Origin of the sequence: Pseudomonas inefficax (genome assembly GCF_032164165.1) — a bacterium.
In the GTDB taxonomy this organism is placed as follows: Bacteria; Pseudomonadota; Gammaproteobacteria; order Pseudomonadales; family Pseudomonadaceae; genus Aquipseudomonas; species Aquipseudomonas inefficax.
The window spans coordinates 661,115-677,156 of sequence record NZ_CP134401.1 but is presented as its reverse complement, the minus strand read 5'-3'; the positions used below and the strand labels follow the sequence as shown (position 1 = coordinate 677,156).

At 61.0% G+C, this 16,042-nt stretch carries 12 protein-coding genes; 11 read left to right on the top strand and 1 reads right to left on the bottom strand.

All coding sequences use genetic code 11. The features are described from left to right. Window positions 1-102: 102 nt before the first annotated feature. Window positions 103-1,392, bottom strand: coding sequence for a citrate synthase (gene gltA / locus RIN61_RS03065; RefSeq protein ID WP_016711651.1), 1,290 nt, complete (start codon window positions 1,390-1,392; stop codon window positions 103-105). A 352-nt stretch (window positions 1,393-1,744) separates the two neighbouring features. On the opposite strand from gltA, the gene sdhC reads away from it, so the two are divergent. The 11 genes from sdhC to RIN61_RS03010 all read left to right on the top strand — a co-directional run bounded on the left by sdhC (window position 1,745) and on the right by RIN61_RS03010 (window position 15,989). Further along, window positions 1,745-2,131 (top strand): succinate dehydrogenase, cytochrome b556 subunit, encoded by a 387-nt coding sequence (gene sdhC, locus RIN61_RS03060; RefSeq protein WP_012315350.1) that lies wholly within the window; start codon window positions 1,745-1,747, stop codon window positions 2,129-2,131. Further along, window positions 2,125-2,493: a succinate dehydrogenase, hydrophobic membrane anchor protein gene (gene sdhD, locus RIN61_RS03055; RefSeq protein WP_003254214.1), complete on the top strand. Its 369-nt coding sequence runs from the start codon at window positions 2,125-2,127 to the stop codon at window positions 2,491-2,493. The genes sdhC and sdhD overlap by 7 nt, the downstream gene beginning before the upstream one ends. 3 nt (window positions 2,494-2,496) lie before the next feature. After that, entirely contained in the window at window positions 2,497-4,269 is a 1,773-nt protein-coding gene (gene sdhA, locus RIN61_RS03050; protein WP_112252986.1) for a succinate dehydrogenase flavoprotein subunit, read from the top strand. A gap of 11 nt (window positions 4,270-4,280) precedes the next feature. After that, a complete protein-coding gene (locus RIN61_RS03045) occupies window positions 4,281-4,985 on the top strand; it encodes a succinate dehydrogenase iron-sulfur subunit (protein WP_028690457.1) in 705 nt (234 codons plus the stop codon). Between the two features lie 245 nt (window positions 4,986-5,230). Next, window positions 5,231-8,062 (top strand): 2-oxoglutarate dehydrogenase E1 component, encoded by a 2,832-nt coding sequence (locus tag RIN61_RS03040; RefSeq protein ID WP_112252985.1) that lies wholly within the window; start codon window positions 5,231-5,233, stop codon window positions 8,060-8,062. Window positions 8,063-8,104: 42 nt separating this feature from the next. Further along, window positions 8,105-9,325 (top strand): 2-oxoglutarate dehydrogenase complex dihydrolipoyllysine-residue succinyltransferase, encoded by a 1,221-nt coding sequence (odhB, locus tag RIN61_RS03035; protein WP_112252984.1) that lies wholly within the window; start codon window positions 8,105-8,107, stop codon window positions 9,323-9,325. A 93-nt stretch (window positions 9,326-9,418) separates the two neighbouring features. After that, window positions 9,419-10,855: a dihydrolipoyl dehydrogenase gene (gene lpdA, locus RIN61_RS03030; RefSeq protein ID WP_003254207.1), complete on the top strand. Its 1,437-nt coding sequence runs from the start codon at window positions 9,419-9,421 to the stop codon at window positions 10,853-10,855. Between the two features lie 172 nt (window positions 10,856-11,027). Continuing rightward, entirely contained in the window at window positions 11,028-12,194 is a 1,167-nt protein-coding gene (gene sucC, locus RIN61_RS03025) for an ADP-forming succinate--CoA ligase subunit beta (RefSeq protein ID WP_003254205.1), read from the top strand. Next, a complete protein-coding gene (gene sucD, locus RIN61_RS03020) occupies window positions 12,194-13,078 on the top strand; it encodes a succinate--CoA ligase subunit alpha (protein ID WP_004376004.1) in 885 nt (294 codons plus the stop codon). Before sucC ends, sucD begins: the two co-directional genes overlap by 1 nt. A gap of 481 nt (window positions 13,079-13,559) precedes the next feature. Next, window positions 13,560-14,873: a branched-chain amino acid transport system II carrier protein gene (brnQ, locus tag RIN61_RS03015; RefSeq protein WP_112252983.1), complete on the top strand. Its 1,314-nt coding sequence runs from the start codon at window positions 13,560-13,562 to the stop codon at window positions 14,871-14,873. A 366-nt stretch (window positions 14,874-15,239) separates the two neighbouring features. After that, window positions 15,240-15,989: a DUF599 domain-containing protein gene (locus tag RIN61_RS03010; RefSeq protein WP_112252982.1), complete on the top strand. Its 750-nt coding sequence runs from the start codon at window positions 15,240-15,242 to the stop codon at window positions 15,987-15,989. The last annotated feature ends 53 nt before the right edge of the window (window positions 15,990-16,042 follow it).

The following is a 16,042-nucleotide window of genomic DNA, read 5'->3' as shown; positions in this document are numbered from 1 at the left end:
GGGCCCTGTGGGAGCGGGTTTACCCGCGAAGAGGCCGGCACAGGAAAGCAGAAATAAGAAAGGCTGCCCGAGGGCAGCCTTCTTGCGTTCGGCGATCAACGCTTACTTGCGATCCTGCAGTGCAACGATGTCGCGCTTCTGCTCGCCGGTGTACAGCTGGCGCGGGCGGCCGATCTTGTACGGGCTGGAGAGCATTTCTTTCCAGTGCGAGATCCAGCCCACGGTACGTGCCAGGGCGAAGATAACGGTGAACATGCTGGTCGGAATGCCGATCGCCTTGAGGATGATCCCCGAGTAGAAGTCGACGTTCGGGTACAGCGAGCGCTCGATGAAGTACGGATCGGTCAGGGCGATCTCTTCCAGGCGCATGGCCAGTTCCAGCTGCGGGTCGTTCTTGATGCCCAGTTCGCGCAGGACTTCGTCGCAGGTCTGCTTCATCACGGTGGCGCGCGGGTCGCGGTTCTTGTACACGCGATGACCGAAGCCCATGAGCTTGAACGGGTCGTTCTTGTCCTTGGCCTTGGCGATGAACTTGTCGATGTTGGAGACATCGCCGATTTCATCGAGCATGGTCAGTACCGCTTCGTTCGCACCGCCGTGGGCCGGGCCCCACAGTGCGGCGATGCCGGCGGCGATACAGGCGAACGGGTTGGCACCCGACGAACCGGCCAGACGAACGGTAGAAGTGGAGGCGTTCTGCTCGTGGTCGGCGTGGAGGATGAAGATCCGGTCCATCGCCTTGGCCAGCACCGGGCTGATCGGTTTGATCTCGCACGGGGTGTTGAACATCATGTGCAGGAAGTTTTCCGCGTACGACAGGTCGTTGCGCGGGTACATCATCGGCTGGCCCATGGAGTACTTGTAAACCATCGCGGCCAGGGTCGGCATCTTGGCGACCAGGCGCACCGCGGAAATTTCGCGGTGTTGCGGGTTATTGATGTCCAGGGAGTCGTGATAGAACGCCGACAGGGCGCCGACCACGCCGCACATCACCGCCATCGGGTGGGCGTCGCGGCGGAAGCCGTTGAAGAAGGACTTCAGCTGCTCGTGAACCATCGTGTGGTTCTTCACGGTGCTGACGAACTGGGCCTTCTGCTCGGCATTCGGCAGTTCGCCGTTGAGCAGCAGGTAGCAGGTTTCGAGGTAGTCGGACTGTTCGGCGAGTTGCTCGATCGGGTAGCCGCGGTGCAGCAGGATACCTTTGTCGCCGTCAATGTAGGTGATCTTCGACTCGCACGAGGCAGTCGCCATGAAACCAGGGTCGAAGGTGAAGTGACCAGTGGCCCCCAACCCGCGGACGTCGATTACATCAGGACCAACGGTGCCGGTTAAAATGGGCAGCTCGACGGGGGCAGCGCCCTCGATGACCAACTGCGCTTTTTTGTCAGCCATGTGGCCTCCTATTAATGCTTGAAATCATCAGACAGACCCCCCACGCAGGGCCCGCACCACTATAGAGGGATAAATTCAGATGTCAATTTGCCTAAAGGCTTGTTGAAACAGGCATTGAGGCCTGATTTTTCGCGAAATTCTCGCCCATTTACGCCTTTTGCAAGCTAAAGGCAATGCGCTATTTGGGCTACCCCGTCACGTTGTCATAAGCAGCCTAACTGTCTATACTCGCAACCCGACCGCCAGGGGCTTGCAAGCCCGAACTGCTGGGGGTCGCCGTTCCCTGGGTGGTGGGTACCTGACCAGTACACTTACCAACAACTTTGCCCTGATTCGCTAGGGGCTCTTCAGTGTGAAAAAAGCCGTGAAAAGCCAACGACCTGTAAACCTAGACCTAAGGACCATCAAGCTCCCCGTCACTGCGTACACGTCCATCCTGCATCGTATCTCCGGCGTCATCCTGTTCCTCGGCCTTGCCATCATGCTTTATGCACTGGGCAAGTCGCTGGGTTCCGAGGAAGGCTTCGGTGAGGTGAAGGCGTGTCTGACCAGCCCGCTGGCCAAATTCGTGACTTGGGGCCTGCTGTCCGCCCTGCTTTATCACCTCGTGGCAGGTGTACGTCACCTGATCATGGACATGGGCATCGGTGAGACGCTGGAAGGCGGCAAGCTGGGCTCGAAAATCGTGATCGTCATCTCCGTGGTGCTGATCGTTCTGGTGGGAGTTTGGGTATGGTAACCAATGTCACGAACCTGTCGCGTTCGGGCCTCTATGACTGGATGGCGCAGCGCGTTTCTGCGGTCGTTCTCGCGGCTTACTTCCTCTTCCTGATCGGCTACGTGGTCGCCCACCCAGGCATCGACTACACCCAGTGGCATGGTCTGTTCTCCAACAACGCGATGCGGATCTTCAGTCTGCTGGCCCTCGTTGCCCTGGGCGCTCACGCCTGGGTCGGCATGTGGACCATTGCGACCGACTACCTGACGCCAATGTCGTTCGGCAAGTCGGCAACTGCGATTCGTTTCCTGTTCCAGGCGGTATGCGGCGTTGCGATGTTCGCTTACTTCGTCTGGGGTGTGCAGATTCTCTGGGGTATCTGATCCATGGCTAGCATTCCAACCATTTCCTTCGACGCCATCATCATCGGTGGCGGCGGCGCCGGCATGCGCGCTGCGCTGCAGCTGGCTCAAGGCGGCCACAAGACTGCCGTGGTCACCAAGGTCTTCCCGACCCGTTCGCACACTGTATCCGCCCAGGGCGGCATCACCTGCGCCATCGCTTCGGCCGACCCGAACGACGACTGGCGCTGGCACATGTACGATACCGTCAAGGGCTCCGACTACATCGGTGACCAGGACGCTATCGAATACATGTGTCAGGAAGGCCCGGCTGCGGTCTTCGAGCTGGACCACATGGGCCTGCCGTTCTCGCGTACCGAAACCGGTCGTATCTACCAGCGTCCGTTCGGTGGTCAGTCCAAGGACTTCGGCAAGGGTGGCCAGGCTGCCCGTACCTGCGCCGCTTCCGACCGTACCGGTCACGCGCTGCTGCACACCCTGTACCAGGGCAACCTGAAAGCCGGCACCACTTTCCTCAACGAGTACTACGCAGTTGACCTGGTGAAGAACCAGGACGGCGCATTCGTTGGCGTGATCGCGATCTGCATCGAAACCGGCGAGACCCTGTACATCAAGTCCAAGGCCACCGTGCTGGCCACTGGCGGTGCCGGCCGTATCTACGCCTCCACCACCAACGCCCTGATCAACACCGGTGACGGCGTGGGCATGGCCCTGCGTGCCGGCGTGCCAGTGCAGGACATCGAAATGTGGCAGTTCCACCCGACCGGCATCGCCGGCGCCGGTGTACTGGTCACCGAAGGTTGCCGCGGTGAGGGTGGCTACCTGATCAACGCCCACGGCGAGCGCTTCATGGAGCGTTATGCGCCGAACGCGAAAGACCTGGCCGGCCGCGACGTGGTCGCCCGTTCCATGGTCAAGGAAATCATCGCCGGCAACGGCGTGGGCCCGAACAAGGACCACGTACTGCTGAAGCTGGACCACCTGGGCGAGGAAGTGCTGCACAGCCGCCTGCCAGGTATCTGCGAACTGTCCAAGACCTTCGCCCACGTCGACCCTGTGGTCGCGCCGGTGCCGGTCATCCCGACCTGCCACTACATGATGGGCGGCGTTGCCACCAACATTCATGGCCAGGCCATCACCATGGACGCCGAAGGCAACGATCACATCATCCCGGGCCTGTTCGCCGTAGGTGAAGTGGCGTGCGTATCGGTACACGGTGCCAACCGCCTGGGCGGCAACTCGCTGCTCGACCTGGTGGTGTTCGGCCGTGCCGCCGGCCTGCACCTGGAGAAGGCGCTGACCGAAGGCGTGGAATACCGCGACGCCAGCGACACCGACGTCGATGTTGCCCTGAACCGCCTGAACAAGCTGAACGAGCGCACCACCGGTGAAGACGTTGCCAGCCTGAAGCGCGAGCTGCAGAGCTGCATGCAGAACTACTTCGGTGTATTCCGTACTGGCGAATACATGCAGAAGGGTATCGAGCAGCTGGCCGGTCTGCGTGACCGTATCGCCAACGTCAAGATCAACGACAAGTCCCAGGCCTTCAACACCGCGCGTATCGAAGCGCTGGAGCTGCAGAACCTGCTGGAAGTCGCCGAAGCTACCGCCATTGCGGCCGAAGCCCGTAAAGAGTCCCGCGGCGCTCACGCCCGTGAAGACTTCGAAGACCGTGACGACGAAAACTGGCTGTGCCACACCCTGTACTACCCGGGTGAGAAGCGCGTCGCCAAGCGTGGCGTCAACTTTGCGCCGAAGACTGTTCCAGCCTTCGAACCAAAAGTCCGGACTTACTGAGGATGGCCGCTATGTTGCAAGTCGAAGTTTATCGTTACAACCCGGACACCGATTCGGCGCCAAAGATGCAGACCTTCCAGGTCGATACCGGCGGCAAGGACCTGATGGTGCTGGACGTGCTGGCACTGATCAAAGAGCAGGACGAAGGTTTCTCCTACCGTCGCTCGTGCCGTGAAGGCGTTTGCGGTTCCGATGGCATGAACATCAACGGCAAGAACGGCCTGGCCTGCATCACCCCGCTGTCGGCGGTGGTGAAGGGCAACAAGCTGGTTCTGCGCCCGCTGCCGGGCCTGCCGGTCATTCGTGACCTGGTCGTCGACATGAGCATCTTCTACAAGCAGTACGAGAAGGTGAAGCCGTTCCTGCAGAACGATACTCCGGCGCCGGCCATCGAGCGCCTGCAGTCGCCGGAAGATCGCGACAAGCTGGACGGCCTGTACGAGTGCATCCTGTGCGCTTGCTGCTCGACCTCCTGCCCGTCGTTCTGGTGGAACCCGGACAAGTTCCTGGGCCCCGCCGCTCTGCTGCAGGCCTACCGCTTCCTGGCCGACAGCCGTGACACCAAGACCCAGGAGCGCCTGGCGTCGCTGGATGACCCGTTCAGCGTATTCCGCTGCCGCGGGATCATGAACTGCGTCAACGTTTGCCCGAAAGGTCTGAACCCGACCAAGGCAATCGGCCACGTACGTAACATGCTGCTGCAAAGCGGCACCTGATACAAAGAGTTGTACCTGCAGTAAGCCGAGGTGCGGGTGGTGAGCCCGCACTGAGGTAAAACCCGAACAAGGGCCCACAAAGCCTGCGTTCATACCTATGAAGATATGAGACCAGCAGGGGCTTTCCGGGCTGGTACCCGGAAAATCAGCAGGATCCAGGTGGCGTGGTTCAGTCGCTGTTTTCGGACTTTTCCAGGTTTGCTGTGGCTCTCGCCGATCAGTCCCCTAACCGAGGGTGACCAAGCATGCAAGAAAGCGTGATGCAGCGCATGTGGGAAAGCGCCCACCTTTCAGGTGGTAACGCTGCATATGTGGAAGAGCTTTATGAGCTCTACCTGCACGACCCTAACGCTGTGCCAGAAGAGTGGCGCACCTACTTCCAGAAGTTGCCCGCCGACGGCAGCACCGCTACCGATGTATCGCACTCGACAATCCGCGACCATTTCGTACTGCTGGCAAAGAACCAGCGCCGCGCCCAACCGGTATCCGCCGGGAGCGTGAGCAGTGAACACGAGAAGAAGCAGGTTGAAGTTCTGCGACTGATCCAGGCCTATCGTATGCGCGGCCATCAGGCTGCCAAGCTCGACCCGTTGGGGTTGTGGCAGCGTCCTGCGCCCGTAGACCTGTCGATCAATCACTACGGCTTGACCAATGCCGATCTTGATACGACCTTCCGTGCCGGCGACCTGTTCATCGGCAAAGAGGAAGCGAGCCTACGCGAGATCTTCGAGGCGCTCCAGAAGACATATTGTCGCACCATTGGCGCCGAGTTCACCCACATCGTCGATTCCGAGCAGCGCAGCTGGTTCCAGCAGCGCCTGGAAAGCGTGCGCGGCCGTCCGGAGTTTTCCGCTGACGTGCAGGCCCACCTGCTCGAGCGCGTGACCGCCGGTGAAGGCCTTGAGAAGTACCTGGGCACCAAGTACCCGGGCACCAAGCGTTTCGGCCTCGAGGGCGGCGAAAGCCTGATCCCGATGCTGGACGAGATGATCCAGCGTTCCGGTTCCTACGGCACCAAGGAAGTCGTCATCGGCATGGCCCACCGTGGCCGCCTGAACGTGCTGGTCAACACCTTCGGCAAGAACCCGCGCGAGCTGTTCGACGAGTTCGAAGGCAAGAAGATGAACGAGCTGGGCTCCGGTGACGTGAAGTATCACCAGGGCTTCTCCTCGAACGTGATGACCCCGGGTGGCGAAGTGCACCTGGCCATGGCGTTCAACCCGTCCCACCTGGAAATCGTCTCCCCAGTGGTCGAGGGTTCGGTGCGCGCCCGTCAGGACCGCCGCAACGACACCGTTGGCGACAAGGTGCTGCCGATCTCGATCCACGGCGACGCAGCGTTCGCCGGCCAGGGCGTGGTCATGGAAACCTTCCAGATGTCGCAGACCCGCGGTTTCAAGACCGGCGGCACCGTGCACATCGTGATCAACAACCAGGTTGGTTTCACCATCAGCAACCCGCTGGACGCGCGCTCCACCGAGTACGCCACCGACGTTGCCAAGATGATCCAGGCGCCGATCCTGCACGTGAACGGCGACGACCCGGAAGCCGTACTGTTCGTGACCCAGCTGGCCATCGACTACCGCATGCAGTTCAAGCGTGACGTGGTCATCGACCTGGTCTGCTACCGCCGTCGCGGCCACAACGAGGCCGACGAGCCGAACGGCACCCAGCCGTTGATGTACCAGCAGATCAGCAAGCAGCGCACGACTCGTGAACTGTATGCCGAGGCACTGATCCAGGCCGGCCGCATCGATGCCGAGCGCGCCCAGGCCAAGATCGACGAGTACCGCAACGCGCTGGACAACGGCCTGCATGTGGTGAAGAGCCTGGTCAAGGAGCCGAACCGCGAGCTGTTCGTCGACTGGCGTCCGTACCTGGGCCATGCCTGGACCGCGCGTCACGACACCCGCTTCGACCTCAAGACCCTGCAGGAACTGTCGGCCAAGCTGCTGGAGATCCCGGAAGGTTTCGTCGTCCAGCGCCAGGTCGCCAAGATCTACGAAGACCGCCAGAAGATGCAGGCCGGTGGCTTGCCGATCAACTGGGGTTATGCAGAGACCATGGCTTACGCCACCCTGCAGTTCGAAGGTCACCCGATCCGCATGACCGGCCAGGACATCGGCCGTGGCACCTTCTCGCACCGTCACGCGGTGCTGCACAACCAGAAGGACGCCAGCACCTACGTACCGCTGAAGAACCTGTTCCCGGGCCAGCCACAGTTCGAACTGTACGACTCCTTCCTGTCGGAAGAAGCGGTACTGGCCTTCGAATACGGCTACTCGACCACCACGCCGAACGCGCTGGTGATCTGGGAAGCCCAGTTCGGCGACTTCGCCAACGGTGCGCAAGTGGTGATCGACCAGTTCATCACCAGCGGCGAGCACAAGTGGGGCCGTCTGTGTGGCCTGACCATGCTGCTGCCCCACGGTTATGAAGGGCAGGGCCCGGAGCACTCCTCCGCGCGCCTGGAGCGTTACCTGCAGCTGTGCGCCGAGCACAACATCCAGGTCTGCGTACCGACCACCCCGGCCCAGATCTACCACCTGCTGCGTCGCCAGGTCATCCGTCCGCTGCGCAAGCCGCTGATCGTGCTGACGCCGAAGTCGCTGCTGCGCCACAAGCTGGCCATCTCGACCCTGGAAGAGCTGGCAGAAGGCTCGTTCCAGACCGTGATCCCGGAAATCGACAGCCTCGATCCGGCCAAGGTCGAACGCCTGGTCCTGTGCGGCGGCAAGGTTTACTACGACCTGCTGGAAAAACGCCGTGCCGAAGGCCGCGAAGACATCGCCATCGTGCGTATCGAGCAGCTGTATCCGTTCCCTGAGGACGACCTGGTCGAAATCCTGGCGCCTTACACCAACCTCAAGCATGCAGTCTGGTGTCAGGAAGAGCCGATGAACCAGGGCGCCTGGTACAGCAGCCAGCACCACATGCGCCGTATCCTGGGCCGCCACAACAAGGCACTGGTCCTGGAATACGCCGGCCGCGACGCTTCCGCCGCGCCAGCCTGTGGTTACGCATCGAAGCACGCCGAACAGCAGGAAAAACTGCTGCAAGACGCCTTCACTGTTTAATGCCTTCGCGCACCTGAAACCGAATTTAAGGAAACACAGATAATGGCTATCGAGATCAAAGCCCCAACCTTCCCGGAATCGGTTGCCGATGGCACCGTTGCCACCTGGCACAAGCAGCCGGGCGATGCAGTCAAGCGTGACGAGCTGATCGTCGACATCGAGACCGACAAGGTCGTCCTGGAAGTACTGGCCACCGCCGACGGCGTGCTGGGTGCCATCGTCAAGGGCGAGGGCGACACCGTCCTGTCCGACGAAGTGCTGGGTTCGATCGTTGAAGGCGGTGCTGCTGCCGCTGCACCTGCTGCCGCCCCGGCCGCTGCTGCCCCGGCTGCCGCTGCTGCCGACGCTGGCGAAGAAGACCCGGTTGCCGCCCCGGCCGCGCGCAAGCTGGCTGAAGAAAACGGCATCGACCTGGCTTCCGTTGCCGGCACCGGCAAAGGTGGTCGCATCACCAAGGAAGACGTCGTCGCTGCCGTCGCCAACAAGAAGTCGGCGCCTGCTGCAGCTGCCAAGCCTGCCGCCGCTGCCGCTGCTGCCCCGGTTGTGGTTGCCGCTGGCGACCGCACCGAGAAGCGTGTGCCGATGACCCGCCTGCGCGCCAAGATCGCCGAGCGTCTGGTCGAAGCCCAGTCGAACATGGCCATGCTGACCACCTTCAACGAAGTCGACATGACCGAAGTCATGGCCCTGCGTTCGAAGTACAAGGACCTGTTCGAGAAGACCCACAATGGCGTACGCCTGGGCTTCATGTCGTTCTTCGTCAAGGCTGCCACCGAAGCCCTGAAGCGCTTCCCGGCTGTCAACGCCTCGATCGACGGCAACGACATCGTCTACCACGGCTACGCCGACGTCGGCGTTGCCGTGTCCAGCGACCGTGGCCTGGTGGTACCGGTACTGCGTAACGCCGAGTCGATGAGCCTGGCGGAAATCGAGAACGGCATCGCCACCTTCGGCAAGAAGGCCCGTGACGGCAAGCTGGCCATCGAAGAGATGACCGGCGGCACCTTCACCATCACCAACGGTGGTACCTTCGGTTCGATGATGTCGACCCCGATCGTCAACCCGCCGCAGGCCGCCATTCTCGGCATGCACAACATCATCCAGCGCCCGATGGCCATCAATGGCCAGGTGGTGATTCGCCCGATGATGTACCTGGCGCTGTCGTACGATCACCGCCTGATCGACGGCAAGGAAGCGGTAACCTTCCTGGTCACCATCAAGAACCTGCTGGAAGATCCGTCTCGCCTGCTGCTGGACATCTAACCCTCTGGCTGCGTACCGTGCCGGCCCTGGCTTCGCAGGAAGCCATGCCGCGCGGTTCGCGGCTTGTAGCTTGTAGCTGATAAGGAATCTTTTATGACCCAGAAATTCGACGTAGTGGTGATTGGTGCAGGTCCTGGCGGCTATGTGGCTGCCATCAAGGCCGCACAACTTGGTCTGAAGACTGCCTGTATCGAGAAATACACCGACGCCGAGGGCAAGCTGGCCCTGGGCGGCACCTGCCTGAACGTAGGTTGCATTCCTTCCAAGGCGCTGCTGGACAGCTCCTGGAAATACAAGGAAGCCAAAGAGAGCTTCAACGTCCACGGTATCTCCACTGGCGAAGTGAAGATGGACGTCGCTGCGATGGTTGGCCGCAAGGCCGGCATCGTCAAGAACCTGACCGGTGGCGTTGCCACCCTGTTCAAGGCCAACGGCGTTACTTCGATCCAGGGCCACGGCAAGCTGCTGGCCGGCAAGAAAGTCGAAGTCACCAAGGCTGACGGCACTACCGAAGTCATCGAAGCCGAGAACGTGATCCTGGCTTCCGGCTCGCGCCCGATCGACATTCCACCGGCTCCGGTCGACCAGAACGTCATCGTCGATTCCACCGGCGCCCTGGAATTCCAGGCCGTGCCGAAGCGTCTGGGTGTTATCGGTGCTGGCGTTATCGGCCTGGAACTGGGCTCGGTATGGGCTCGCCTGGGTGCTGAAGTCACCGTGCTTGAAGCCCTGGACACCTTCCTGATGGCTGCCGACACCGCCGTGTCGAAAGAAGCCCAGAAGACCCTGACCAAGCAAGGTCTGGATATCAAGCTGGGCGCGCGCGTCACCGGCTCGAAAGTCAACGGCAACGAAGTCGAAGTGACCTACACCAACGCCGAGGGCGAGCAGAAGATCACCTTCGACAAGCTGATCGTCGCGGTCGGCCGTCGCCCTGTGACCACCGATCTGCTGGCTGCCGACAGCGGCGTGACCATCGACGAGCGTGGCTACATCTTCGTCGACGACTACTGCGCTACCAGCGTTCCTGGCGTTTATGCCATCGGTGACGTGGTCCGCGGCATGATGCTGGCCCACAAGGCCTCGGAAGAGGGCATCATGGTGGTCGAGCGCATCAAGGGCCACAAGGCCCAGATGAACTACGACCTGATCCCGTCGGTCATCTACACCCACCCGGAAATCGCGTGGGTCGGCAAGACCGAACAGGCCTTGAAGGCCGAAGGCGTTGAGGTTAACGTGGGCACCTTCCCGTTCGCGGCCAGCGGCCGTGCGATGGCTGCCAACGACACCGGTGGTTTCGTCAAGGTCATCGCCGATGCCAAGACCGACCGCGTCCTGGGTGTACACGTGATTGGCCCATCGGCTGCCGAACTGGTGCAGCAGGGCGCAATCGCAATGGAATTCGGCACCAGTGCCGAGGATCTGGGCATGATGGTCTTCAGCCATCCGACCCTGTCCGAAGCGTTGCATGAAGCAGCGCTGGCGGTGAATGGCGGCGCCATTCACGTGGCCAACCGTAAGAAGCGTTAATTATAAGAAACCACGGCGGGCTGCCCGTCGTGAGTCTTGCGTGCATGACTCACCGCGGAAAGTCCGCCGGACCGGATCACACGGGAAAACCCGGGGTCAACGGTCACAGGTGGTGCGGCGCCAGTGATGGCGCAGCGCCGAAGCGCAGTACCTAACGAAGACGGTAAAAAGCATGAATCTTCACGAGTATCAGGGTAAGCAGCTGTTCGCTGAATACGGCCTGCCAGTTTCCAAGGGTTTCGCTGTCGATACCCCTGAGCAAGCTGCAGAAGCCTGCGACAAGATCGGCGGGAACGAGTGGGTGGTAAAAGCCCAGGTTCACGCGGGTGGTCGCGGCAAGGCGGGCGGCGTCAAGCTGGTTCGCAGCAAAGAAGACGCCAAGGCGTTCGCTGCACAGTGGTTGGGCAAGAATCTGGTTACCTACCAGACCGATGCCAACGGTCAACCCGTCTCCAAGATTCTGGTCGAATCCTGCACTGACATCGCCAAAGAGCTGTACCTGGGCGCTGTAGTCGATCGTTCGAGCCGCCGTATCGTGTTCATGGCTTCCACCGAAGGTGGCGTGGACATCGAGAAAGTCGCTCACGAAACGCCTGAGAAAATCCTCAAGGCCACCATCGACCCGCTGGTCGGCGCTCAGCCGTTCCAGGGTCGCGAGCTGGCATTCCAGCTGGGCCTGGAAGGCAAGCAAGTTCAACAGTTCGCCAAGATCTTCGTGGGTCTGGCCAAGCTGTTCAAGGATCACGACCTGGCCCTGCTGGAAGTGAACCCGCTGGTGATCAAGGCCGACGGCGACCTGCACTGCCTCGATGCCAAGATCAACATCGACGCCAACGCCATGTACCGTCAGCCCAAGCTGAAAACCTTCCACGACCCGTCGCAGGACGACGCTCGTGAAGCCCACGCTGCCAAGTTCGAACTGAACTACGTTGCCCTCGAAGGCAACATCGGCTGCATGGTCAACGGTGCCGGCCTGGCCATGGGTACCATGGACATCGTCAACCTGCACGGCGGCAAGCCGGCCAACTTCCTCGACGTTGGTGGTGGTGCTACCAAAGAGCGCGTTACCGAAGCGTTCAAGATCATTCTGTCCGACAGCAATGTCGCGGCCGTCCTGGTCAACATCTTCGGCGGCATCGTTCGCTGCGACATGATTGCCGAAGGCATCATTGGTGCAGTGAAAGAAGTCGGCGTCAAAGTGCCGGTCGTCGTTCGCCTTGAAGGCAACAACGCCGAACTGGGCGCTAAAGTACTGGCAGAAAGCGGTTTGAACATCATTGCGGCAACCAGCCTGACCGACGCTGCTCAACAAGTTGTCAAAGCTGCGGAGGGCAAGTAATGAGCGTCCTGATCAATAAAGACACCAAAGTCATCTGCCAGGGCTTCACCGGCTCGCAGGGTACTTTCCACTCCGAACAGGCCATCGCCTACGGCACCAAGATGGTCGGCGGCGTAACCCCAGGCAAGGGTGGCACCACCCACCTGGGCCTGCCAGTGTTCAACACCGTGAAAGAAGCTGTGGAAGCTACCGGCGCTGACGCTTCGGTCATCTACGTTCCGGCTCCTTTCTGCAAGGACTCGATCCTGGAAGCTGCCTTCGGCGGCATCAAGCTGATCGTGTGCATCACCGAAGGCATTCCTACCCTGGACATGCTGGATGCCAAGGTCAAGTGCGACGAACTGGGCGTGACCCTGATCGGCCCTAACTGCCCAGGTGTCATCACCCCGGGCGAGTGCAAGATCGGCATCATGCCAGGCCACATCCACTTGCCAGGCAAGGTCGGTATCGTTTCGCGTTCCGGCACCCTGACCTACGAAGCTGTGAAGCAGACCACCGACGCCGGCTTTGGCCAGTCGACCTGCGTCGGCATCGGCGGTGACCCGATCCCGGGCTCCAACTTCATCGACATCCTGAAGCTGTTCCAGGAAGACCCGAAGACCGAAGCGATCGTCATGATCGGTGAGATCGGCGGTTCGGCTGAAGAAGAAGCTGCGGCCTACATCAAGGCCAACGTCACCAAGCCTGTCGTTTCCTACATCGCCGGTGTTACCGCACCTGCGGGCAAGCGCATGGGCCACGCTGGCGCCATCATCTCTGGCGGCAAGGGCACTGCGGACGAGAAGTTCGCCGCTCTGCAGGACGCTGGTGTGAAGACCGTGCGTTCCCTGGCTGACATCGGCAAGGCCCTGGCCGAGCTGACTGGCTGGGAAGTCAAGAAGTAATACTGCTACACCCCCCACGCGCACAGAGGCCACCTTCGGGTGGCCTTTGTCGTTTCTGGGGCTGGGTATTCCTGTGGCGGCCTCTTCGCGGGTAAACCCGCTCCCACAGGAAATCAATAACCTTGAGAATTGCGAAGCACCTGTGGGAGCGGGTTTACCCGCGAAGAGGCCAGTACAGGCAACATGGATTTTTCGATGAGTTTGATAGGAATTTTCACGCAGACGAACTTCCCAATACTGGGATAATTCTCGCTGTCCTCGGTCGCACAGACGACAAACATGTACGCACATCGGACAAGCAGCACTGTGCCAGTGCGTTTGACTGACAAAACAGTTACATTACGCGTTCACTCTGTGCCCGTGCCCCAAAAGGGAACGACACGCTAAACGGGTCTGGCCTATCAAGCCGGGCAGCATTTCCCCTCATCCAAAGGGAAATCCCCTCTCGAATCCCGATTTCAGCAGTGTGGTACTACCTTAAATGAAAGTTCTCAAAGGCCAGGATATCCTGGCGCTTGGCTTTATGACGTTTGCGCTTTTCGTGGGCGCTGGCAACATCATCTTCCCGCCTATCGTTGGTCTGCAGTCTGGTCCGCACGTATGGATGGCGGCTCTCGGCTTCCTGGTTACCGCCGTGGGCCTGCCGGTCATCACCGTGGTCGCCCTGGCCAAGGTCGGTGGCGGCATGGACGCCCTGAGCAGCCCGATCGGCAAGTTCTTCGGTGGCCTGCTGGCGGCCGTGTGCTACCTCTCGGTCGGCCCGCTGTTCGCCACCCCGCGCACCGCGACCGTATCGTTCGAAGTGGGCGTTGCGCCGCTGACCGGTGAAAGCCCGCTGGCGCTGTTCATCTACAGCCTGGTTTACTTCCTCGTGGTACTGGCCGTGTCCATGTACCCGGGCAAGCTGCTCGACACCGTGGGCCGCTTCCTGGCGCCATTGAAGATCATCGCCCTGGCGGTACTGGGCATCGCCGCATTCGCGCTGCCTGCCGGCACCATCGGTGAAGCGCAGCCGGCCTATGCCGCCGCAGCGTTCTCCAAGGGCTTCTCCGATGGTTACCTGACCATGGACACGCTGGGTGCCCTGGTGTTCGGTATCGTCATCGTCAACGCCATCCGCTCGCGCGGTGTCGAGTCGCCGAAGCTGATTACCCGCTATGCCATCATCGCCGGCCTGATCGCCGGTGTCGGCCTGGCCCTGGTGTACATCAGCCTGTTCCGCCTGGGGGCAACCAGCCACGACATCGCGGCTGACGCTACCAACGGCGCGGCGGTACTGCATGCCTATGTGCAGCACACCTTCGGCTCGCTGGGCAGCGGCTTCCTCGCCGTGCTGATCGCGCTGGCCTGCCTGGTGACAGCGGTTGGCCTGACCTGTGCTTGCGCCGAGTACTTCAGCCAGGTTCTGCCGCTGTCGTACCGCGCACTGGTGGTGATCCTGGCGGGCTTCTCGCTGCTGATCTCCAACCTTGGCCTGACCAAGCTGATCATGTTCTCGATCCCGGTGCTCACCGCGATCTACCCGCCGTGCATCGTGGTGGTCGGGCTGAGCTTCGTGAAGGACTTGTGGAACTCGCCAACCCGCATCCTGGCGCCAGTGATGCTGGTGTCGCTGCTGTTCGGCATGGTCGATGCGATCAAGGGCAGCAGCATTGCCCACGTGTTGCCGGACTTCATGGCCCACCTGCCACTGAGCGACCAAGGCCTGGCCTGGCTGGTGCCTTCGGTGGTGACCCTGGTTGGCGCCGTGGCCTGCGATCGCATGCTTGGCAAGCCGCGCGAAGCGCTGGCCTGATAGTCGAAGCCTGAGGGCAGCGCCGGCCACAAGCCGAAGGGTGCTCGCCAAGGGTGGAAACTCAAGAGCCCCGCATCCTAGAGGATGCGGGGCTTTTTGTTTGCATGTTCGGCCACCTGGCACAAACTTCTCGGCTGACGCGATCAGTTGTAGGAGCGGCCTTGTGTCGCGATGGGTGCGAAGCGCCCCCATGATTTCAGCTTCGCAGCATGTATTGCCGGGGCTGCTTCGCGGCCCATCGAGACACAAGGCCGCTCCTACAACCGATCGCGCCTGCTTTCACTGTTCAGGTGTGCCTTTTGCCGCTTGCCAGCGTCGAAATCCGGTCCCTATCCTTCAGGTATCTGGCCCTCCCGGGAATCCTGCATGAATTTCATCCAAAGCAACTTGAACAACCTGTTGGCCATCGCCTGGTTCGCCCTGTGCTGGGGCGGTTATACCCGCTATGCCATCTGGAAGGGCCGCGACACCGCGTGCCTGGCCAGCGTGCTGCACCTGTACCGCGAAGACTGGATGCGCCGCATGCTGTTGCGCGACAACCGCATTGCCGACGCCAGCGTGATCGGCAATCTCGAGCGCAACGCCTCGTTCTTCGCCTCCAGCACGCTGATCATTCTCGCCGGTATCCTCACCGTGCTCGGGGCCTCCGACCGGGCGTTGTCACTGCTGGCCGACCTGCCGCTGGTGCAGCAGACCTCCCAGGGCATGTCCGAGATCAAGCTACTGTGCCTGGCCATGGTATTCGTCTACGCCTTTTTCACCTTCAGCTGGTGCATGCGCCAATACAACTTCGCTGCAGTACTGGTGGGGTCGGCGCCAATGATCGGTGAGCGGCTGGTCAATGAACTGGAGCGCAAGGCATTCGCCTCGCGGGCGGCGCGGGTGTTGTCGCTTGCTGCCAACCAGTTCAACTTGGGTCTGCGTTCCTATTACTTTGGCATGGCCATGTTGAGCTGGTTCATCAGCCCGTGGTTGTTCATGGGCATGAGTGTCGGGGTAGTGCTGATTCTTTATCGCCGCGAGTTCCATTCGGACGTGTTGGATGTGATGGTGTTCACACCTACCGAAAGTGTTTCGATCGAACCCGCAAAGGAAACCGCCGCCTCTGGCACCTGAAACGTTTAACCTCCAAGTTTCAGGCACAAAAAAACCCGACAATGTCGGGTTTT